General features: G+C 41.9%; 20 protein-coding genes. 4 read left to right on the plus strand and 16 right to left on the minus strand.

What is annotated here, in order from left to right; genetic code table 11:
• Positions 1-199: 199 nt before the first annotated feature.
• The 4 genes from uxaC to AC3IRT_RS07500 all read right to left on the minus strand — a co-directional run bounded on the left by uxaC (position 200) and on the right by AC3IRT_RS07500 (position 5,344).
• Positions 200-1,600, minus strand: a complete 1,401-nt coding sequence (gene uxaC, locus AC3IRT_RS07485; RefSeq protein ID WP_489395770.1) for a glucuronate isomerase — start codon at positions 1,598-1,600, stop codon at positions 200-202.
• Positions 1,601-2,008: 408 nt separating this feature from the next.
• Positions 2,009-4,012: a M13 family metallopeptidase gene (locus AC3IRT_RS07490; protein ID WP_489395771.1), complete on the minus strand. Its 2,004-nt coding sequence runs from the start codon at positions 4,010-4,012 to the stop codon at positions 2,009-2,011.
• Positions 4,013-4,063: 51 nt separating this feature from the next.
• The gene (locus AC3IRT_RS07495; protein WP_489395772.1) at positions 4,064-4,855 is read right to left on the minus strand and encodes a S1/P1 nuclease; all 792 of its coding nucleotides are present in this window, start codon (positions 4,853-4,855) and stop codon (positions 4,064-4,066) included.
• A 30-nt stretch (positions 4,856-4,885) separates the two neighbouring features.
• Entirely contained in the window at positions 4,886-5,344 is a 459-nt protein-coding gene (locus tag AC3IRT_RS07500) for a DUF4268 domain-containing protein (RefSeq protein WP_489395773.1), read from the minus strand.
• Between the two features lie 88 nt (positions 5,345-5,432).
• Between AC3IRT_RS07500 and AC3IRT_RS07505 the strand changes: the two genes are divergently transcribed.
• On the plus strand, positions 5,433-5,972 hold the full coding sequence (locus AC3IRT_RS07505) for a lipocalin family protein (protein WP_489395774.1): 540 nt from the start codon (positions 5,433-5,435) through the stop codon (positions 5,970-5,972).
• 113 nt (positions 5,973-6,085) lie between these two features.
• Positions 6,086-9,763 carry a phosphoribosylformylglycinamidine synthase gene (gene purL, locus AC3IRT_RS07510; protein ID WP_489395775.1) on the plus strand — a complete coding sequence of 1,226 codons (3,678 nt, stop codon included), beginning with the start codon at positions 6,086-6,088 and terminating at the stop codon, positions 9,761-9,763.
• A gap of 94 nt (positions 9,764-9,857) precedes the next feature.
• On the opposite strand, the gene AC3IRT_RS07515 is transcribed toward purL, so the two are convergent.
• Positions 9,858-10,154, minus strand: coding sequence for a YkvA family protein (locus AC3IRT_RS07515; RefSeq protein ID WP_489395776.1), 297 nt, complete (start codon positions 10,152-10,154; stop codon positions 9,858-9,860).
• Positions 10,155-10,344: 190 nt separating this feature from the next.
• Between AC3IRT_RS07515 and AC3IRT_RS07520 the strand changes: the two genes are divergently transcribed.
• Complete coding sequence (locus AC3IRT_RS07520) at positions 10,345-10,899, plus strand: NADPH-dependent FMN reductase (protein ID WP_489395777.1); 555 nt, start codon at positions 10,345-10,347, stop codon at positions 10,897-10,899.
• 378 nt (positions 10,900-11,277) lie between these two features.
• On the opposite strand, the gene AC3IRT_RS07525 is transcribed toward AC3IRT_RS07520, so the two are convergent.
• The 10 genes from AC3IRT_RS07525 to AC3IRT_RS07570 all read right to left on the minus strand — a co-directional run bounded on the left by AC3IRT_RS07525 (position 11,278) and on the right by AC3IRT_RS07570 (position 18,790).
• On the minus strand, positions 11,278-11,781 hold the full coding sequence (locus AC3IRT_RS07525) for a GNAT family N-acetyltransferase (RefSeq protein ID WP_489395778.1): 504 nt from the start codon (positions 11,779-11,781) through the stop codon (positions 11,278-11,280).
• Between the two features lie 203 nt (positions 11,782-11,984).
• Entirely contained in the window at positions 11,985-12,332 is a 348-nt protein-coding gene (locus AC3IRT_RS07530; RefSeq protein ID WP_489395779.1) for a hypothetical protein, read from the minus strand.
• 115 nt (positions 12,333-12,447) lie between these two features.
• On the minus strand, positions 12,448-12,990 hold the full coding sequence (gene idi / locus AC3IRT_RS07535) for an isopentenyl-diphosphate Delta-isomerase (protein ID WP_489395780.1): 543 nt from the start codon (positions 12,988-12,990) through the stop codon (positions 12,448-12,450).
• A gap of 9 nt (positions 12,991-12,999) precedes the next feature.
• Positions 13,000-14,304, minus strand: coding sequence for a cryptochrome/photolyase family protein (locus tag AC3IRT_RS07540; protein ID WP_489395781.1), 1,305 nt, complete (start codon positions 14,302-14,304; stop codon positions 13,000-13,002).
• Positions 14,294-14,851, minus strand: coding sequence for a lipocalin family protein (locus tag AC3IRT_RS07545; protein WP_489395782.1), 558 nt, complete (start codon positions 14,849-14,851; stop codon positions 14,294-14,296). The genes AC3IRT_RS07540 and AC3IRT_RS07545 overlap by 11 nt, the downstream gene beginning before the upstream one ends.
• Positions 14,841-15,308 carry a sterol desaturase family protein gene (locus AC3IRT_RS07550; protein ID WP_489395783.1) on the minus strand — a complete coding sequence of 156 codons (468 nt, stop codon included), beginning with the start codon at positions 15,306-15,308 and terminating at the stop codon, positions 14,841-14,843. Before AC3IRT_RS07550 ends, AC3IRT_RS07545 begins: the two co-directional genes overlap by 11 nt.
• Positions 15,305-15,778, minus strand: coding sequence for an SRPBCC family protein (locus tag AC3IRT_RS07555; protein ID WP_489395784.1), 474 nt, complete (start codon positions 15,776-15,778; stop codon positions 15,305-15,307). Before AC3IRT_RS07555 ends, AC3IRT_RS07550 begins: the two co-directional genes overlap by 4 nt.
• A 27-nt stretch (positions 15,779-15,805) precedes the next feature.
• A complete protein-coding gene (locus AC3IRT_RS07560; RefSeq protein ID WP_489395785.1) occupies positions 15,806-16,642 on the minus strand; it encodes a phytoene/squalene synthase family protein in 837 nt (278 codons plus the stop codon).
• Entirely contained in the window at positions 16,626-18,119 is a 1,494-nt protein-coding gene (locus AC3IRT_RS07565; protein WP_489395786.1) for a phytoene desaturase family protein, read from the minus strand. Before AC3IRT_RS07565 ends, AC3IRT_RS07560 begins: the two co-directional genes overlap by 17 nt.
• Positions 18,116-18,790 (minus strand): MarR family winged helix-turn-helix transcriptional regulator, encoded by a 675-nt coding sequence (locus AC3IRT_RS07570; RefSeq protein WP_489395787.1) that lies wholly within the window; start codon positions 18,788-18,790, stop codon positions 18,116-18,118. The genes AC3IRT_RS07565 and AC3IRT_RS07570 overlap by 4 nt, the downstream gene beginning before the upstream one ends.
• Before the next feature lie 279 nt (positions 18,791-19,069).
• Here AC3IRT_RS07570 and AC3IRT_RS07575 point away from each other — a divergent pair, with 279 nt between their 5' ends.
• Complete coding sequence (locus AC3IRT_RS07575; RefSeq protein WP_489395788.1) at positions 19,070-20,095, plus strand: DNA topoisomerase IB; 1,026 nt, start codon at positions 19,070-19,072, stop codon at positions 20,093-20,095.
• On the opposite strand, the gene metA is transcribed toward AC3IRT_RS07575, so the two are convergent.
• A complete protein-coding gene (gene metA / locus AC3IRT_RS07580) occupies positions 20,070-21,032 on the minus strand; it encodes a homoserine O-acetyltransferase MetA (protein WP_489395789.1) in 963 nt (320 codons plus the stop codon). The genes AC3IRT_RS07575 and metA overlap by 26 nt on opposite strands.
• Between the last annotated feature and the right edge of the window lie 49 nt (positions 21,033-21,081).

A 21,081-nucleotide genomic window follows, 5' to 3' on the forward strand; every position in this document is an offset into this window, starting at 1 on the left:
TTACAACAAAAACTAAGATATGTGTACATCTCCCTCAGGGATGTATAACTTTTATCAATAATAAAATGGGATGCCGATTCATCATTCTTGGCTTATCAAATATATGATTTTCACAATCAAATAATGTTATTAATAACATTTTATTAACAATTGTATCAAAATAATATTAAAATACCACTTTAAACGACTGCAAACGCATTTAAAATCTAAAATAATCTTTAGCATTATGGTAACAAATGTCCGAAACGATCTTTCCAATCCATTCCATATCGTGTGGCAGTTCGCCCTGCTCTACATCTTCCGCCAAAATATCGCACAGCAATCGTCGAAAATATTCGTGCCGCGGAAATGATAAGAAACTTCGCGAATCGGTTAGCATACCCACCAGGCGACTCAACAACCCCATATTCGATAAGGTGTTTATTTGTTTGGTCATGCCGTCTTTCTGATCTAAAAACCACCATGCGGAACCAAACTGCACTTTCCCAGCAATTGATCCATCGTTAAAGTTCCCCACCATCGTAGCGATCAACTCATTGTCGGCCGGATTCAAATTGTAAATGATCGTTTTAGTCAGTTGATCTTCTTTATCCAAACGATTTAGAAACTTTGATAAAGCGCGTGCTTGACTAAAATCACCCATAGAATCCCAGCCGGTATCGGGCCCACTTAAGCGAAGCATGCGCGTATTATTATTGCGCAATGCACCCAAGTGATATTGTTGCACCCATCCCTTTTCGTGATCCCACTGCGCGAAATACACGAGCATGGCCGATTTGAATTGGTGATTCTCCAATAATGAAATAGATTGATGCTGACGAATTTTATCAAATATGGTAATGATCTCTTGATCTGTATAATCCTCGGCGTAAATGTGCTCTAAACCATGATCAGAAACTTTACAACCATTCGCTGCAAAGTAATCATGTCGTTGTTTCAGCGCATCCAGATACTTCGAAAACGTGCTAATGGATGTATTTGTCACCGATTCTAGCAAATCTACATAGCTGTTGAAAGTAGCAATATCGTCTACCTGCATGGCCTTATCTGGCCGGAAGGCTGGAAGCATCTTAAAATTCGCGTTTTGCTGTGCAAATTTTTGGTGATATTCCAACGTATCGGTCGGGTCGTCCGTGGTACAGATTACTTCCACATGCATGCGCTCCAGCAATCCATGTACCGAGAAAGCTGGTGTTTGTAATTGTGCGGCCGTTTCTTCGTAAATTTTTTCGGCCGTTTTAGGAGATAACAAATCGCTAATACCGAAATAACGTTGCAACTCCAGATGTGTCCAGTGGTACAGGGGGTTTCGCAAGGTATATGGTACAGTTTCTGCCCATTTTAAGAACTTTTCTTTGTCCGTAGCGTCTCCTGTAATGTATTTCTCTGCAACGCCATTCGTGCGCATAGCGCGCCACTTGTAGTGATCGCCATTCAACCACACTTGACTAATATTGTCGAATTTGCTATTCTCTGCCACTTGCTGTGGCACCAGATGATTGTGATAATCAATAATGGGAAAATGCTTGGCTACTTGATGGTAAAGATCTTGTGCGGTTTGGGTACGTAGTAGGAAGTTGTCATCTAAAAATCTCTTCATCGCGCTTCTTTTCTTTATCCTAAATTCTTTGTTACTTCTCGTCGCATGTATGGTGCGTGTCGAATGACTATACGACCACGCACCATCTTGCTCTTGTTACCATCCCATAGGTAGTAGGTAGGGTATCGTAATTTTAGATGTATTGGTTATTAATATTTATAATGACAACATCGCTTTACATCTATTTCAACAGATACAATAGTTGTCTATTAGTCATCTTGTTCACGTTATAAGCTGCAAGATAAGCGATTGCCTTAAACGGATAGACAAATGATAAGAGAATATTTACGCAAACGTTATCGCAAATCAGTAAGTACAAAAAAGTCCTTGCTGATTTTAATCAACAAGGACCATAAAATGAATACTTATTAGTCAACCTATTTCATGATGACTTGGTAATAGCGTGTACTACCAGATCACGATGCGATCCTCTTTAGGCACATACATCTTATCACCCGGTTTGGTGTCAAATGCTTCGTGGAAGGCATCTAAATTGATGATTGGAGCAAATGCACGGTATTGTGCCGGCGAATGCGGATCTGTCTTCACTTGGTTCACTACAAATTCGTCTGTAGTTTTCGTGCGCCAAATCGTAGCCCACGATAAGAAGAAACGTTGGTTTTGCGTATAACCATCGATCAGTCCTGGGTTTCCTTTATCTTTCAAGTACATCTGTAAAGCATCAAAAGCAACAGAAGAACCGCCTAAGTCACCGATATTCTCACCTAGTGTAAAGCGGCCATTTACAAATACACCCGGTACAGGCTCGTACGTTTCAAATTGTGCCACCAAGGCGTCAGCTGCTTTTTCAAACTTCTCACGATCTTGATCTGTCCACCAGTTATTTAAGTTGCCATCACCGTCATACTGAGAACCAGAATCGTCAAAACCATGCGATAACTCGTGACCAATCACGGCTCCAATACCGCCAAAGTTAACGGCAGCATCTGCTTTGTAATCGTAAAACGGTGGTTGAAGAATTGCCGCAGGGAATACAATCTCGTTGTTCAACGGACTGTAGTAGGCATTCACCGTTTGTGGTGACATGCCCCACTCTTCTTTATCGACTGGTTTACCTTGCTTCGCTAGGTTTTCCTCAAAACGCCATTTTTTGATATCGTTGATATTGGCAAATAGCGATGTGCCCACACTCAACTTAGAATAGTCTTTCCATTTGTCTGGATATCCAATTTTCACGGTGAATTTGTTCAATTTCTCCAATGCTTTCTCCTGTGTAGCTGGAGACATCCATGCTAAACCGCGGATATGCGCATCAAATGATTTGCGTAGATATCCTACTAATTCTTCACACGTTTGCTTGGCTTCTTCTGGGAAATAAGCGGCTACATACAGCTTGCCCAACAATTCGCCCACGTTACCATTTACAAATTCTAAACCTCTTTTGTCTAAAGCACGTTGCTCCTTCTGTCCACGCAATTTCTTGCCATAAAAATCAAAAGACAAATCTTCTAACTCTTTGGTCAAGTAACCTGTAGCGCCATCCATCACATGGAAGCTTAGGTATTCTTTGATGATAGGAAGGTTTTTTTCGTTTAGGATTTCATCCAATTCTTGGTAATATTTCAACTCCCCAATGATCACGGTATCCGCTTTGAAACCCATCGTTTTCAGATAAGCAGCTACATCCATATTTTTCACCAAACCACCTAGATCCTGTACGGCAATCGGATTGTAACGCTTATTTGCATCACGTTGTTCTTCGACTGTTTTCAATTTTGCAGCAATAGATTTCTCGAATGCCACAATACCTGGTCCTTTTAGATCCCGTGTTCTTTGTCCAAAAGCTGGAAACAGGCTATTGATGAACTGCTGGTAATCGGCTAATGTTTCGGTATTTTTTGCATCTTCTTTCTGGTAATAGGTACGACCTAAACCTAAGCCACCACCACCAAGGTAAACGGTGTTGATAGCTGAGTTTTTCATGTGCGTGCCTACGTATCCGCCAAAGAATGGGTTGCCGCCAACAGCGCCATATTTCACAAAGTAATCATACAAACTTTTTAGGTTTTTAACCGCTTGAATGTCTGCTAGTTGTTGTTTTACAGGCTCAATACCGTGTTTGTTACGCGCATCCATATCGACATACGAACGGTATAGATCTGCAATCTTTTGGCCGTCTGTGCCTTTGGCAAAATCTTTTCCTAAAGCATCCTGTAGTAGTTTCAAGGTGTTGGCATCGGTGTTTTCCCGAAGCTCATCAAAACTTCCCCAACGTGCTCTGTCGGAAGGAATTTCTACTGTTTTCATCCAGTTACCGTTTACAAACTGGTAGAAATCGTCCTGCGGACGTACGGTCTTGTCCATGTGAGCTTGATTAATGGCTGGGCTGTCCTGCGCGCTGGCCATACCGGCAGCCAGAATCATCCCAGCGAAGATTAACGTTTTCTTCATGTATTCTTATCGTTTAGTTGTTTGTGTTTTATACTAATCTACGATTTATTCCTAACCGTAAATGTCATTCAATTCTTTCGCTAAGCGCAATCCTGCTTTTAGCAAGCAAGCCTCCATCGTGTACTTATAGCGGTATATGTATTGGTAACTTAGGTTCGTATCCTTCGCCACGTCGTCATAAATCTGGTTGGCTAATTGGTGGGATTCGTACAACCATTCTTCCATACTGGATTGGGTGTATTTCGCGTAATTGTTTTTATCAAAGTCCAACACCCGAGCGTATTCGGTGTAGCTATATTTTTCATTATCTACCAAATCACTGTCCCATACGCGATGAATATTACCATTTCTACCGAAAAATGTAATATCAATCTTATTGCCGCCAAGATCTTCCTTGCGACTCACATGCATCGGTTGGTGCGCATCAGCTAGTAAGTGAATGATAAAGTAGAGTTGTTGCTGTCTGCTCTCGAAATCTCCCTTACGGCTTTTTGCATCAGCACGCAGTGCACTATAAGCTTTGTATAGATTGTCTTCCGGCGATTGGTTCAGCTCTGTTACAAAATCTGCGTAAGAAAGGTTACCAGTCGTGTTTACAAAATGCCATGAACCAGTTTTTTGCAATTCAGGATCAGGGTCAGATTTGATAAAGTCAGCCCAGTTAGACCAATATGCTAGCTTTTGATTACCGATCAATTGGTAAATGTTCTTTTTTGCCTTCTTGCTTAGATGTGCTTCCGCAATTTCTGAAATAACGCGGTGACCAGTCATTCCCCAGCCAAAAACCGTGTTGCTGGTGCTTACCAATAGCAGAATAACGACGGACTTAAAAAAGTGATTCATATGTTGATGTTGTTATATGTAGTGTGTTGTTTATGTGAATATTTCAAAGGCATATTTAGCGGATGACCAAAAGGTATCTAATGCAATAATACGAGGTTTGAAAAAGGAAATCAATGTGGGCCAGTCTTGCTTTTCCATAATATTGGCCGTGATGGTCGTTTGCACAACCGAAAGTTCCTTTCCATATTGATTTTGCGTATCCGCCAGCCACTGCCATTCCTCACCCAGCTCTGCGTGTAATAGGTTGCGGTATTGCTCCAATTGTGCATATATCAAAGCGCGAATGCCCGCATCGGGATGATCCATCTCTATCGCTATTCGAGCAGAATGACTATCGGCTTCCATCCGAAAAAAAAGGTGTTTTACGCCCGTTTTATAATTAATCCAGCTTTGCTTTTCTCTATCCTCGAAAGGCACAACGCGCATATATTGCCCATATGCCGTCCAAAATGCTTCTTTAGTTTTCTTTACCTCGTCCTTCCCGTACAATACTTTTTGCTTTTTGTAGTATGTAAAATTATCAATTCCGCAGAAACTTTTGGAATCTTAGACTGTTTTTAATACAAAATGTTACAGGATGGATAAGAAACAATCGCTATTAGCACTTTCTGCTATAGCCATAGGAACGGCAGCATATCAGATTTTGAAACCGGTACGTTCAAACGTACCGGTCGTCGCCGATTTTGATAAAACGAAATATATGGGCACTTGGCACGAGGTGGCACGGTTGGATTTTTTCTGGGAGAAAAACCTAAAAGAGGTCACTGCGACGTACGATTTATGCCCAGATGGTGCGATCACTGTTGTGAATCGAGGCTTTGATACGGTCAAAAAGAAATGGAAAGAGAACAAAGGGAAAGCAAAATTTTTAGGTAAAGATCATATCGGTGCCTTAAAGGTGTCTTTTTTCGGACCATTTTATTCGGGCTACAATGTTATGCATATTGATCAAGATTATAAGTATGCCTTGGTATTTGGCGAAAATACAGATTACATGTGGATACTATCTCGCGACAAAAAAGTGCCTGAACATATTAGACAAAAATATGTGCAATATGCGGTACGTGCTGGATACGCCACCGATCAACTGGTGTGGGCCGACCAAGAAATAGATTGATGAACTGTTAATAAACACAGAAATTACTAACAACGGTATTTCTGTGTACGTTTTACACTAAAATTAGCTAATTTTGTGTTTGATTTTGAAGAATTTCTTACGCAGTATTTCTAATGATCCATTTCTTTCGTAACCAACAGGGTATCGTATATGCGGTGCAAGCCCAAACGGCATTTTCCGCTGAAACTATTAGTAAACTCAACTGGCTTTTTGGCAACGCTTCTATTCTAGAAGAAACAGAGATAGCACAAACCTATGTCGGTCCACGGGCCGCTATGCTAACGCCGTGGAGTACCAATGCCGTGGAGATCACCCAGAATATGGGCATCGAAGGCATTATCCGCATTGAAGAGTTTACGCCAGTTGCAGCAGATTTTGCGGACTTTGATCCCATGATTTCGCAACGGTATCCAGCTTTGAAGCAGGATCTGTATACGATTGACATCGCTCCAGAACCAATTTTGGATATTGATGATATCGCTGCGTACAATAAGTCAGAAGGTTTGGCTTTGAACGGCGAAGAAGTAGCATATTTGAATAGCCTGTCGGAAAAGTTGAATCGTAAATTGACCGATGCCGAAGTTTTTGCTTTCTCCCAAGCCAATTCAGAGCATTGTCGTCACAAGATTTTTAACGGTACTTTCATCATAGATGATGAGGAGAAACCCACTTCCCTATTTAAGTTAATCAAGAAAACTTCGGAAACAAACCCTAACACGATTGTTTCCGCATATAAAGATAACGTCGCTTTTGTCGGTGGCCCGCAATTGGTGCAGTTTGCACCAAAATCGGCAGATAAACCAGATTATTACGAAGAGAAAGTCTTTGATTCGGTGCTTTCTGTGAAAGCAGAAACACACAATTTCCCAACCACTGTCGAACCTTTTGCTGGAGCTGCTACGGGCTCTGGTGGCGAAATTCGTGATCGTTTGGCCGGTGGCCAAGGATCGATTCCGTTGGCCGGAACGGCGATTTATATGACGGCTTATTCTCGTTTGTTGGAAGATCGTCCGTGGGAACAAGCTGTTGCAGAACGCCCTTGGCTGTATCAAAGTCCGGTGGATATCTTGATCAAAGCATCTAATGGCGCTTCTGATTTCGGAAATAAATTCGGCCAACCATTAATCACTGGTTCAGTGCTTACATTCGAGCACGAAGAAGCTGGCCGTACCTTAGGTTACGACAAAGTGATTATGCAAGCGGGTGGTGTAGGTTATGGAAAATTAGATCAAGCAAAAAAACATACGCCAAAAACCGGCGATAAAATTGTCATTCTCGGTGGCGAAAACTACCGCATTGGAATGGGAGGAGCTGCGGTATCCTCAGCAGATACGGGTGCTTTCGGTTCAGGAATTGAATTGAATGCTATTCAACGCTCCAATCCAGAAATGCAAAAACGCGCTGCGAATGCCGTGCGTGCCATGGTAGAATCGGATCATAACCCCATCGTATCTATACACGATCATGGTGCTGGCGGCCACTTAAACTGTTTGTCAGAATTAGTGGAAGATACCGGTGGCTTGATTGATTTAGACAAATTGCCAGTAGGCGATCCGACCCTTTCGGCCAAGGAAATTATTGGTAATGAATCCCAAGAACGTATGGGCTTGGTGATTGGTGAACAAGATATTACAGGTTTAAAAACCATTGCAGATCGCGAACGTGCACCGATGTATACCGTTGGTGACGTGACCGGAGATCACCGTTTTACGTTTGCTTCGCAAACCACGGGTGCTAAACCAATGGACTACGCCTTGGAAGATTTCTTTGGTTCTTCACCAAAAACAATCATGCGTGATCAGACGATTGTACGTGATTATGCAGATTTAAACTACAGTGCTGATCAGATTCCAGCTTACCTCGATCAGGTATTGCAACTGGAAGCTGTAGCGGCCAAAGATTGGTTGACAAATAAAGTCGATCGTTGTGTTGGTGGACGCGTTGCCAAACAACAATGTGTTGGTGAGTTGCAATTGCCTTTAAACAATGTTGGTGTAATGGCCTTGGATTTCAAAGGAAAAGAAGGAATAGCCACTACGGTCGGTCATTCTCCAGTAGCCGCCATCGTAAATCCAGCTGCAGCGAGTCGCACGGCAATTGCGGAAGCGTTGTCCAATATTGTGTTCGCGCCAATCAAAGAGAGTATGAAAGGTCTTTCCCTTTCTGCTAACTGGATGTGGGCTTGTAACAATGAAGGAGAAGATGCGCGTTTGTATCAAGCTGTAGAAGCTTGTTCTGAATTTGCGATTGCTTTGGGCATCAATATTCCGACTGGAAAGGATTCACTTTCCATGAAACAGAAATATCCAAATGGTGAATCCGTGATTGCACCGGGAACGGTAATTATTTCGGCAGCAGGTAACTGTACCGATATTACTAAAGTAATAGAGCCGGTATTGAAAGCCGACGCTGGATCCGTTTACTACGTTGCATTATCGCAAGATCAGTTGAAATTAGGCGGCTCCTCTTTTGCTCAGATTTTGAATAAAGTCGGACAAGAAGTGCCGGATATTAAAGATGCTGCTTTCTTCCAAAAAGCATTCAATACTATTCAAGACGCAATCGGTTCGGGATTAATCGCCGCAGGCCATGATATTGGTTCTGGCGGTTTAGTAACGACCTTATTAGAATTGTCGTTCTCTTCTATCAATTTAGGTGCACAATATGATTTATCAGCGCTTGGAGAACAGGATAGCGTAAAAACATTATTCCATGAGAATATCGCTGTGGTGCTACAAGCTACGGATGATGTGGCTTTCGAATCGGCATTTGCCACCGCAGGTATTGGGTTGGTGAAAATCGGAACGCCGCAAGTTGGCGATCAGATTACATTTGCTAACCATAGCGATAAATTTGAATTCAGCGTCGCGACCTTAAGAGATACGTGGTTCAAAACTTCTTTCCTTCTGGATCAAAGACAATCAAAAAATGGCACTGCTGAGTTGCGTTACGCGAACTACAAACAACAGCCACTAAACTTCGTATTACCTACAAATTTTGATGGCAAGTTGCCAAAGATCGATTCTACTGCACCAAGACCAAAAGCAGCTATTATTCGCGAGAAAGGATCTAACTCCGAACGTGAGATGGCACATGCAATGTTCTTAGCAGGTTTTGATGTGAAGGATGTACACATGACCGACTTAATTAGCGGTCGCGAAACATTAGAAGATATTCAGTTCATCGGTGCTGTTGGTGGGTTCTCCAATTCAGATGTATTGGGATCTGCTAAAGGTTGGGCTGGCGCATTCTTGTATAATGAAAAAGCGAAGAAAGCGTTAGATAATTTCTTTGCTCGACCAGACACTTTATCAGTTGGTATATGTAATGGTTGTCAGTTGTTTATGGAGTTGGAGTTAATCAATCCTTCACATGCTGAACATGGTAAAATGCATCATAATACGTCGGGTAAACACGAGTCAAACTTTGTATCCGTACATATCGAAGAAAACAACTCGGTGATGCTTTCTACGCTAGCTGGTAGTACACTTGGTGTTTGGATTTCGCATGGTGAAGGTAAATTTCATTTACCGGAGGCAGAAGACCAATATCAGATTGTCGGTAAATATGGTTATGAGGCTTATCCGCATAACCCGAACGGATCGGATTACAATACAGCAATGTTGTGTGATGAAACTGGTCGCCATTTGGTCACCATGCCACACATTGAGCGTTCTATCTTCCAGTGGAATTGGGCAAATTACCCTGCTGGTCGCCAAGATGAGGTTTCACCTTGGTTACAAGCATTTGTGAATGCACGTAAATGGATCGAATCGCAGCCATCGGCTTAAGAATCTATTCTTTATTTGAGGTTGATATACAGACAAAAGCCTCTTCTAGATCGCTGTGCGATCTAGAAGAGGCTTTTTTTTGCTGAGTAAGTTGCTATATTTTTGCAGGCTGCAATGCTTGCTGTTCTTTATAGCGTTCAATTTCTTTTTGCAATTTGCTAAGCGCATAACTCAAAATAGCTACGTCATCCAGCCAACCCAGCACAGGAATAATATCGGGAACAGCATCCAGCGGAGAGATCACATAGAACACTGTACCTACAATGATAGACATGTTCCATTTGTTCATCTTGTGCTTGCCGCTTAATGTATCTTTAGCCATGCTAACCATCAACTTAAAATCTTCCCCATGAGCTTTTAGATTAGCTGACAAGCTGTCTGCTTTATCCAAATCCTTTCTGTTCAATTGATAGGTTCTAAACACTTTATATAGTGCTAAAGCCTTTATAAAATACCTTGGTTTAATCATTTTCGTCCTTTCTTGTTCACTAATCAGTACATAGAAGACAATAACTATGCCCAAGCAAAAACTAAAATAGGACGCCACGTGTTGATTATAGTACATCAACTTGAATAACATTATGGCAATTCAAAATATTGGAATAGTGGTAGGATCATTGCGCAAAGGTTCTTACAATAAAGCTATCGGTCATTACTTACAAGAACAAGCACCGGAAGGTGTTTCACTAGAAATGGTGGAGATTGGAAACTTGTCTCTGTACAATCAAGATTACGACGAAAACAGCGAGCCAACAGAGTACGCACCTTTTAGGGAGAAAATCAAATCATTTGATGGGATCATCTTTATCACGCCAGAATACAATCGATCGGTACCCGGCGTTTTGAAAAATGCTATTGACGTCGCTTCACGCCCTTACGGTCATAGTGCCTGGGATGGCAAGCCAGCCTTAGTAATCTCGTCTTCAATTAGTGATCAAAGTGGTTTTGGTGCACATCACCATCTCAGACAATCATTAGCATACTTGAATATGCCGACTCTGGCACAACCAGAAGTGTATATTGCCAATGTACAGGAGATCTTTGGAGAAGATGGTACGCTGCAGAACGAAGAAAGTGGTCAGTTTTTGCAAAAAGTACTCACTGCTTACTTGGATTTTGCGAACAAACTAGTTTAGTGATAACTATGTTGTAACATTTTCTTATCTGTAGAATAACAAAACCAGCGAATTGTTTAAAATTCGCTGGTTTTGTATTTTTTTTAGGTAAGTCTAAATTAATAAAATAACTTTTGAGGAATTTAATGTCTCGGTGGTGCAGCATATCGCCAAGGTCTTACTCCTTCCAGCTCAGCTTTACGAACCGCCTTCATTAAATATCATTTCGCGTAGCGACTCAAATGATAATTAGTGTTTGGTGGTGGTATGATTGAATACACTGGAGAGACTACCGGTCAGCTTTTTTTAAAGCGTTATTACAAAAGAAATACCTTAAAAATCACGAATCGTGTTTTTTAAGGTTAGACTTAAATCAGCGACTCCTAAACATAATCAAAACTACAGGTGTAAGCCCAAAATCTTGAGACTGCGTCGCTGTCCATCGAGCACAGCGATATCGGGAAGATTTGCCCATTCGGAAAATTGAAATTTTTTGAATAAGGTGATGCTCGGTGTATTATGCGCGAAAATGTAGGCTAACAAAACATCGATACCAAAGTTAGGTGCTCGGTCGAGACAGTGTTGTAATATTGCGTTGCCAAATCCCTGTCCTCGATGCGCTTCATGCAGATAAATGCTAATCTCTACGGTGCCATCGTAAGCGGGTCTTCCATAAAAAGACTGGAAGCTAGCCCATCCAACTAACGCTCCATCGTCTTCTCGCTCAATCATCCACAGCGGACGCTTATCTGCTGTATGATCGTGAAACCATTTCAATTTGCTTTCTACCGAAACAGGATCTACATCGGCTGTGACAAGTCGCGATGCAATGGTTGAATTGTATATGGCAACAATAGCAGGTAGATCTTCTATTGTACTATCTCTGTAAAGTAAATTATTCATTAGGTCGACAGGTTTAACTTGGATTCGGAGCGACGTCGACTTCTGACAATAAGCTTATGCATCGAATGCTTAAAAGCTTTTATGCTAGATAAAGTCCGAAAGGTAAGATAGATGTGTGGCACCCGAAATTTTAATTTTCACAAATGTAATTGTATTCAAACATTTGGGGAAATTAATTTGGGAAATTTGATCGTGAATAAGGTTTATTTCACCATCTGATTTTGTATGGACATCATTCCGTCGCGATCTACGGAAGTAACTCCCGCAATTTTCTCGAAATAACCGATCGCATCTTCCATTGGTTTGTCGTCCGGAATACTGATCGCCACGCCACTTAGTGCATCATACAGATACACCACTTCCGCACCAAAGCTTTGCACAGCTTCCAACAACTGGTCGTTGCCGGTATCCTTATCATAATAAATGACCAAATTACGCGATGCATCCAAACCTGGTTGTTCTTGTGCGGTATCATTATTCATGCGTTTGCTGCCGCAAGCTGTAGTCAAAAGAAAGCTGGAAGCTACTAGTAGTATAGTCGTAATTTTCATAAAAATCTGTTTTGCTCATAGAGTAGGCAACTTCATTTCAATGCGAAATATTGCCTCTCCTACTCTATAACACGGAAATCCAATATACGGTTTGCTTAGTGCTACTAAATAATGCTTAGCGGTTCGCAGCTAATGACTTAGTGTGTTCTAGTGCTTCGAGTACCTGATCCAAGGCCGACTTAAACCAGTAAGTGAAAGCATTTGGCGAAGCTTGAACCTCTTGTAGCAAGTTGTCAAGTGTGATCCATCGAAAATCTTGCACTTCTGCCGGATTAGGCATCGGTGTGGCATTGGTATGGCCAACAAAGACATGGTCAAACTCGTGTTCAATCAAGTCATTTTCGACTCTGGCGTGATAGATGAAGGAAAAAAGTTTATTGATCGGACAGACTAATCCCATCTCAAATTGAAGTCGCTGCAAGGCAGCTTGTTCCAAATCTTCGTACAACTGCGGGTGTGAGCAGCAGGCATTGCTCCACAACCCGCCACCATGGTATTTGTCGGCAGCACGTTGATGTATCAACATTTCTCCATGGCTGTTAAAGATAAATATGGAAAATGCACGATGTAGCTCGCCGCGCTGATGCGCCAGCAATTTGTCCATCTCGCCTAACTCCTGATCGTTTTGATCTACTAATACTACCTTATTTCTTTCCATACCTCGCTATTAGGATCTTGCTTTGTTCAGCGCTTCTTTATACGTTTTTAGTGCACGCTCGCGCGCTTCCTTGTGGTCTACCATCGCTGTTTCGAGCCGATCTGCATAATGGGGATTCCAACGTTTGATGTATTTCAGATCTTTATCAAACCGCTTGGTTTGGGCATCCGGATTGAAGATCCGAAAGTAAGGCGCTGCATCGCATCCGCATCCTGCTGCCCACTGCCAATTTCCATTGTTCGAAGAAAGTTCGTAATCCAGCAATTTCTCAGCAAAATAGGCTTCGCCCCAGCGCCAATCGATCAGCAAGTGCTTGCACAAAAAGCTGGCCGTGACCATACGTACCCGATTGTGCATGAAACCAGTTTCATTCAGCTGGCGCATGCCAGCATCGACGATCGGATAACCCGTTTCTCCCTTGCACCATTTCTCAAACTCCATTTCATTATTGCGCCAGCGAATATGATCATAAGCCGGTTTGAAACTGGTATCGACAACGTGCGGAAAATGATACAGGATTTGCATAAAAAACTCACGCCAAATTAGCTCAGAGAGCCAGATATCATTGTTCTTTAATGCGGTCTTCACACATTCGCGCACCGATATAGTGCCAAATCGAAGGGCTACGCCCAATCTGGTGGTACGATCTTCGGCCGGAAAATCCCGATGCCGATCGTAATCGCCGATCATACCTGGAGTCAGCGATGGAGTTTCGAATTCCAACGCCGTCTTTTCAAAACCAAGTGTATTCAGGGAAGGAATGGACTGTTTCTTCGTTTGCAAAAACCCATGTAGCGTGCTCGGCGCAGCGGTGTAATGCTTACGTTCCAGTGCAGCGCGCCATTTCTTCGCGTACGGTGTATATACGGTGTATGGAGTGCCATCGTTTTTCAGAATTTCATTTTTCTCGAAAATGACCTGATCTTTGAACGCTGAGAAGGACACATCCGCTTTAGCGAGCAATTTCTTTACATTCGTATCTCGAGCGATGGCTTGCGGTTCGTAATCCTGATTGCAAAATACCTCTTGCACATCAAATTTTTGGAGTAGCTCCCCAAAGATATCTTGCACCTTGCCATGATATACATGCAGTGAGCTACCTACCTTTGCCAATTTCTCTTGCAATGATTGCAGTGCTTGGTGAATATAATCTACACGTATATCTGCAGGATTAGGTAATTTAGATAGAATCTCTTGGTCGAATACGAAGATTGGAACAACCGGAAGATCCTGTGCTAATGCTTTGGATAAACCTACATTATCTTCTAATCGCAGATCTCTCCTAAACCAAAAGATGTTAACCTTATCCTTCATCCGCTCCTTTCGTTGCTGGATCTTGATCTACCCAGAGCAGATTTTCAATATCATAACCAACTTCCAGCGCTAAACGAAGATAATCTACTTTCACTTCTTCTGGGATCGTAGATTCGCGAGAAAGTATCCACAGGAAATCAAAATCCTTACCAGCTACTAAAGCATATTTATAATCTTTGTCTAGCGCCAACACATTATATCCTGAATAAAATGGACCAAAGAAGGAAACTTTTAGAGCGGCTATCGTCGATTCACCACGAAATTTCGCCTTACCTTCTGCGGATTTCCATTTTTTCTCTTCTTTATTATATCCCTTATTGAGTACGCTAATGCTACCATCCTCGTTAGCATTATAGGTCGCAGTCACGTGCGACAATCCTTTTTCAAATTTATGATCTAGTCTAGCTATTTCGTACCAGGTACCGAGGTAGCGATCTACATCAAACGATCCAACAGGACTTGCCGTTTTTGGAATATAAGTGGAACTGCAACCCACTGTGAATACAGCGAGAATGAATACGAGATAAGTCTTTAATTTACCGTTCATGCTGTTGATTTTTTTTAAAATACATCTGAAAATATTTCACCGGCACCCACAGAAAGCCAAAACATTCGCCTTCTTCCTTGCCCGTGTGTTTGTGATGTTGTTTGTGCGCACGGCGAATAGCCATCAAATAAGGATTCGTCGTATTCCGAAGAAATGATACACGCTGGTGAATAAAAATATCATGAACAAAGAAGTATGCAAAACCATATAAGGTAATGCCCAATCCGATGTAGAACAAATGATTGAAGCCTTGCGTACTCCCTATGTAAATAAGTGCGATGGCTGGTATGGCGAAGATGATGAAGAAATAATCGTTTTTCTCTAAATGCCCTTCGGTGCTGTGGTCGTGGTGGTCGCGGTGCAATCTCCACAGAAAACCATGCATAACATATTTATGTACCGTCCAAGTAATTCCTTCCATCAGTAGAAAGGTGGCCAACAGGATTAAAAAATTCATAGTTGCACAGTATTATGATTAAATTTTTCGTCTAGGACTTGATGCCGATAGTCGAATATGTTTTTCAATTTCTTTTTAACAAACAATTGATGCGCCAATGTGCCTAAAGGTCCAAATGGTAATTCGTAACGCACATGATCAGTGATGAATACACCATCCTCTACCGGTGTAAAAGTGTGCGTATGTTCCCATAACTTGTACGGTCCGCGTTCTTGAAAGTCAATAAAACGCTGCAAGGGTACTACTTCCGTAATGCGCGTGCGCCATGGTAGCGGAATCCCTAAAATCGGACTAACCGTATATTCGATGATCTGATCTTTGTATATAGCGCGATCTTCTATCTCACTTTTGACTACAAAAGCCATATCTTTTGGTGTTATTTTCTCGAGATTATGTGGCGAAGAGAAGAATTGCCAAATCGATTCGATATCTCCTTTTACGTGCTGTTCTCGGTATATACTATAGATCATGATTGGTGGTTTTTGCGTTTCCGAATTTTACAAAATAGCCATTTTGTAGGCGACATAACTTTGCATCATGAGAGATACCTTTTGTCCATTCGGAATACGGATTCGCTCATTCATGATGCGTTGTGCTGGCAAACGTTTGATCTTTTTGAATAAAGAAAGATAATATTTGTAAGCCAAGTACACGCCAAAACGAGCAGAAACGGGCAGCTTTTTGATACCAACTAATGCCTCTCGAAACTCGGTATGTATATCATCCTCAATAGCGGACTTGATCGCATTATCGAACACCGCCATATTCACATCAGGAAAGTATGTACGTCCGAGTACTTGATAATCGTCTTTCAAATCGCGCAAGAAATTTACTTTCTGGAAAGCGGAACCTAATTTCATCGCATAAGGCTTTAGGGCTTCGTAAGAGGACTTATCGCCATCCACAAATACCTGCAAACACATCAATCCGACCACTTCGGCCGATCCTAATATATACTCTTTATACTTTTCGGTATTGTATTCCGTCGGATTTAAATCCATTTCCATGCTATGCAGAAACTGTTGGATCAAAGCCCGATCGATATCGTAACGGTGCACTGTCTCCTGAAAAGACTGCAAGATTGGATTTAAAGAAATTTTTTCGTCCAGCGCCTGATGAGTCTGTTCTTTAAAGCGCTGAAGTAACAAATGCTTGTCGTAGGCATGAAAACTATCTACAATCTCATCAGCCAAGCGCACATACCCATAGATTGCATATACAGCCGGACGAATGCAATTGTCTAAAGCCAGAATTCCAAGGGAAAAGCTGGTGCTATATTTTTCCGTGGTCGCTTTGCTTACCTGGAAGCTTAATTCATCAAACAGCTTTTTCATAGGATTGTGTGTTAAGTTTATTGACTTCAGAAGCGACGATTTTTCCAGATATGATAGATGGTGGTACACCAGGGCCTGGCACAGTCAGCTGTCCTGTATAAAATAAGTTTTTCAGTTTTTTGTTTTTGATGGAAGGCTTCCATACCGCAGTTTGCGATAAGGTATTGGCTAAGCCGTAGGCATTGCCACCATAGGCATTATAATCTTCTTTAAAATCAGATACACAATAGCTTTTTTTGTAATCGATCTTATCCAACAAGTTACTTGCTCCTGTGTGTTTTTCCAGTCGTGCCATCATCTCCAAGAGGTAGCGCTCTCGCGTCGATTCATCATCTGCTACACCCATGGCCAAAGGCATTAATAAAAACACATTTTCATGTCCTTCAGGTGCAACGCCATCATCTGTCTGCGACGGACAGCAAGCGTAGAATAAGGGCTTTTCTGGCCATACTTTATCCACGTAGATGGAATCGATGTGTGCATCTAGATCATTTTCAAAAAATAAGGTGTGATGTTTGAGGTCTGGAATACGCTCATTGAACCCTAAATAATAGATTAAACAAGACGGCGCAAAGGTACGACCAGCCCAGTATTTCTCATCGTAATTGCGGAGCGATGGCTCTAGTAATGTTTCGGTATGATGATAATCCGAAGATGCAATGACAGCATCAAAGGCCTGCTCTTTTCCATTTATTCTTAATGTCTGCACCGAGCCATCCGCACATTGTATCGCTTGGACGGGTTGGTTAAAATGAAATACAGCGCCTTGCTCCTCTGCTACCGCTTTCATGGCTTTTACTAACTCGTAAAAACCGCCTTTTGGATACCAGGTGCCTAAGGCGTAACCACCATAATTCATCAAGCTGTACATCGCAGGAATCTTACGTGGCGATGCACCAAGAAAGATCACCGGAAATTCCATTAGGGAAATCAATTTCGGATTCTTAAAGTATTTCTTCACGTATTTTCTAAAACCGGACAGCAGATCGAGTCTCAAAGCACTGCCTGCAATCTTGGGCGACATAAACTCTAACCAGCTATAGCAAGGTTTGTTGACGAAATCCCGCATGCCGACCTCATATTTGTATTTGGCGGCTTCCATAAATTCGTCAAGCCGTAATCCAGCACCCGGTTCTATTTGATCAAACAAGGCTTTCATCTGCGCATAATCTCGAGGAATAGCGACATTCTCTTGCGAGAAAACCATTTCAAACTGCGGATCCAGAGAGATCAACTCAAAATAATCGGTGGCGCGCTTGCCAAAGTCTTGAAAGAAATTGTCAATGATATCGGGCATCCAGTACCAACTAGGTCCCATATCGAAGGTATATCCATTCTCGGTATGGAATTGACGCGCACGACCTCCCGGACCAGCATTTTTCTCAAATACATGTACCGTATGACCTTCCGCAGCAGCGTAAGCCGCGGCAGATAATCCTGAGATACCGGATCCTATAATGGCAATCCTCTTTTTCATTTTGTTATTGTAGTAGATTTTAATTGTTGATACGCTTGATCCAACAGTTTTTCTGCTGGGGCATTGCGCATATATATAGGATGATGAAACGCTTCTAGTTTTTGCAGTAAGCGAATCAATTCTAACTTCTCTTCGGGCAATAGATCTCCAGACACAATTTGCGTAGCCTGCCTGATTTTTTGCATTTGCGCATTCAATACGTGCAAACCGGTATCTGTAATGGAGATCAATTTGCTACGCCGATCTGTTGCAGAATCCTGTTGTGCCACCCAACCATTTTTAATTAAACGGTTGATGATTTGCATACCGACAGGTTTATCCTGAATGTTTTTCTTTATTAAAGCCATTTTGGTCATCTCGCCAAAAGCCTTTAGATTGATAAGATAAATATAGTCTTCTTGCGTCGAAAACTCGGTATTAAACATCACGGAGCGCGAGTAATTTTTGGCATATCTACTCAAGTGTACCAGCAAGGTGCTAATCACGCTCTCTGCTGATCGTCCGTTTTCCATGCTAGCCCATGCTGGCATTTGCTGCTGCTGTACGGTTCGATTATCTGCTACCCAATGTTTAAATCCGTGCAAATCACTCGTATATCTCCTATCCGATAAACGTGTGCTTTCGAACTCCGATACTAATTGGATTACATCGTTTATTAAGTTATAGTTCATTTATGATTTATTTATAAATGCGCAGATCTGATACGATTATGGTATACTACTAAACTTTTTTACTTTCATTATTGGTATATAAACTTCTTAAAAGCCTTTTTGTTTGACTAATGTAGTACAATAATAAACTTTTATTTCCACTGATAATAAAGTTTTATGCGGCAATTTTGCTAAGAAAAATATTCAATACTATCTTCTGCCGTTAAGAAACAAATGCCCCAACTTGTCTGTTGGATATCACGCGGAGGTGATAGATCCGGTTAGCACAACAATATATCTATGAAAAACATCGATCAAGCGGCAAAGAGCGCATATAAGTACATAGACTGTACCTGTAAAGGATACAAACGAGTAAAAGTGGGTAAATCTTATCGTTACCAGAATCTCCGTGGTGCGTACATTACCAACGAACGCACATTGAAGCGGATTCAAGCTTTAGTGATCCCTCCTGCATGGAAACGCGTTTGGATTTGCCCAGACCCGAAAGGCCATATTCAATGTTTTGGCTATGATATCCGTGATCGTAAACAATACATTTATCATAAAGAGTGGACACAGGATCAGAATGATAGCAAATTTCAAAAAGTATTGGAATTAGGTCCGTATTTGCCAACGCTGCAGCGACGCATAAATAAAGACTTGAAATTACCAGAATGGAGCAAAGATAAAGTGGCTGCGTTGGCATTGGCAGTCATCAAACTTACATTCATGCGTGTCGGTAATGCCCGATATACCAAAGCCAACAAGTCCTATGGCCTTACTACTTTGAAAAAATCCCATGTGACGCTATCCAAAGAGGGCGTCACCATTAGCTATGTGGGCAAAAAAGGCGTATCACAACTGCACGTCGTGAAAGATAAGAAGCTATATAACTTCGTAGCTTCTTTATCAGAGATTCCCGGCAAAAACTTGTTTCAGTATGTGGATCCTATGGCACCCAAGGGAATAAGAAAATTGCGCGGACGCGATGTAAACGCCTATTTGAAGGGTCAGAATACGGAACACCAGCTTTCTGTAAAAAGTTTTCGGATTTGGGGTGCTACCATATTGGCCGTGCGATTAATGGCAGCGATACAGTCTGAATATGAGTTGAAAAATAGCCAAAAATTGCTGAATGCCATTATCGACCAGATCGCACAAGAATTGGGTAATACGCGCGCTGTAGCCAAGAAATACTACGTTCACCCTCTGATACAGGAAATATTTTTGGACGGCACGTTTTACAAGAAAGCAAAGCTAAAAGTCGGCGCACGCCGACTTACCATTCAGCAAGCAGAAGCTATCTGTCAGCGGTTGTTGCGTTAGGCTCATTCAATGTGCCCAAATGCGGCACATCGTTGAGATCGTAAGGCGTTTCTTGATACACGAAATAATTCAACCAGTTGTTGAACAATAGATTGGCGTGCCCGCTCCAGCGTACAAGTGGCGGATTGTTCGCATCATTGTTCCGATAATAATTTTCTGGTAACTGGATATCACTGCCACGCTCTACATCACGCAAATATTCTTCGTGCAGTGCCCAAGGTGAATATTCTGAATGGCCGGTGAGATAAAATTCTCGACCGCCACGAGAGCATACCACCGCTACACCGGCTTCGTCTGACTCGGCCAATATCGAGATCTCTTCTTGATGCAGTAATTCTTCTTTGGTGATAGTCGTATGGCGACTATGTGGAATATAAAATTCATCGTCGAATCCGCGAAACAAGGGACTGCGATTTTCTGTGGTACTGTGTTTAAATACGCCAAAAAGCTTGTGATCTAAGGGTACTTTTTCTACGCCATAAAAGTGGTGCAAAGCAGCCTGTGCTGCCCAACAGATATACAAGGTCGAAGTTACATGCGTTTTGGCCCAGTCGAAGATCACCTTCATCTCGTTCCAATAACTCACTTCCTCAAAAGGCAACATTTCTACCGGCGCACCAGTAATGATCAGGCCATCGTAAAAATTCTCAGTTACTTCACCGAAGCCTTTATAAAATAACTCCAAGTGCTCTTCGGAGGTGTTTTTTGGGGTGTGCGTATCGAGTCGTACAAATTCTACCTCTACCTGCAACGGATTGTTGGATAGCAATCGTACGAAATCTGTTTCCGTATTGATCTTCAGGGGCATTAGGTTCAGAATCAAAACACGCAGCGGTCTAATATCTTGCTCGCTGGCACGTAAATCACTCATCACAAAGATGTTCTCTTCTTTGAGAAGCTCAATGGCTGGTAGATTGTTTGGTATCTTTACTGGCATATCCCGTTTGTTCCCTAGATGTACTTAAAAAGCAAAAATAGCAAGAATA

The sequence above is a fragment of the Sphingobacterium sp. KH_072 genome, assembly GCF_057837975.1.

Bases quoted from the DNA above. Each gene is read 5' to 3' on its own strand.
- AC3IRT_RS07540 (WP_489395781.1), bottom strand. From the start codon at position 14,304: ATGAAGGATAAGGTTAACATCTTTTGGTTTAGGAGAGATCTGCGATTA.
- idi (WP_489395780.1), bottom strand. From the start codon at position 12,990: ATGGAAAGAAATAAGGTAGTATTAGTAGATCAAAACGATCAGGAGTTA.
- AC3IRT_RS07505 (WP_489395774.1), top strand. From the start codon at position 5,433: ATGGATAAGAAACAATCGCTATTAGCACTTTCTGCTATAGCCATAGGA.
- AC3IRT_RS07530 (WP_489395779.1), bottom strand. From the start codon at position 12,332: ATGAAAATTACGACTATACTACTAGTAGCTTCCAGCTTTCTTTTGACT.
- AC3IRT_RS07570 (WP_489395787.1), bottom strand. From the start codon at position 18,790: ATGAACTATAACTTAATAAACGATGTAATCCAATTAGTATCGGAGTTC.
- AC3IRT_RS07525 (WP_489395778.1), bottom strand. From the start codon at position 11,781: ATGAATAATTTACTTTACAGAGATAGTACAATAGAAGATCTACCTGCT.
- AC3IRT_RS07495 (WP_489395772.1), bottom strand. From the start codon at position 4,855: ATGAATCACTTTTTTAAGTCCGTCGTTATTCTGCTATTGGTAAGCACC.
- AC3IRT_RS07550 (WP_489395783.1), bottom strand. From the start codon at position 15,308: ATGAATTTTTTAATCCTGTTGGCCACCTTTCTACTGATGGAAGGAATT.
- AC3IRT_RS07545 (WP_489395782.1), bottom strand. From the start codon at position 14,851: ATGAACGGTAAATTAAAGACTTATCTCGTATTCATTCTCGCTGTATTC.
- AC3IRT_RS07555 (WP_489395784.1), bottom strand. From the start codon at position 15,778: ATGATCTATAGTATATACCGAGAACAGCACGTAAAAGGAGATATCGAA.
- uxaC (WP_489395770.1), bottom strand. From the start codon at position 1,600: ATGAAGAGATTTTTAGATGACAACTTCCTACTACGTACCCAAACCGCA.
- AC3IRT_RS07565 (WP_489395786.1), bottom strand. From the start codon at position 18,119: ATGAAAAAGAGGATTGCCATTATAGGATCCGGTATCTCAGGATTATCT.
- AC3IRT_RS07575 (WP_489395788.1), top strand. From the start codon at position 19,070: ATGAAAAACATCGATCAAGCGGCAAAGAGCGCATATAAGTACATAGAC.
- metA (WP_489395789.1), bottom strand. From the start codon at position 21,032: ATGCCAGTAAAGATACCAAACAATCTACCAGCCATTGAGCTTCTCAAA.
- AC3IRT_RS07560 (WP_489395785.1), bottom strand. From the start codon at position 16,642: ATGAAAAAGCTGTTTGATGAATTAAGCTTCCAGGTAAGCAAAGCGACC.
- purL (WP_489395775.1), top strand. From the start codon at position 6,086: ATGATCCATTTCTTTCGTAACCAACAGGGTATCGTATATGCGGTGCAA.
- AC3IRT_RS07490 (WP_489395771.1), bottom strand. From the start codon at position 4,012: ATGAAGAAAACGTTAATCTTCGCTGGGATGATTCTGGCTGCCGGTATG.
- AC3IRT_RS07520 (WP_489395777.1), top strand. From the start codon at position 10,345: ATGGCAATTCAAAATATTGGAATAGTGGTAGGATCATTGCGCAAAGGT.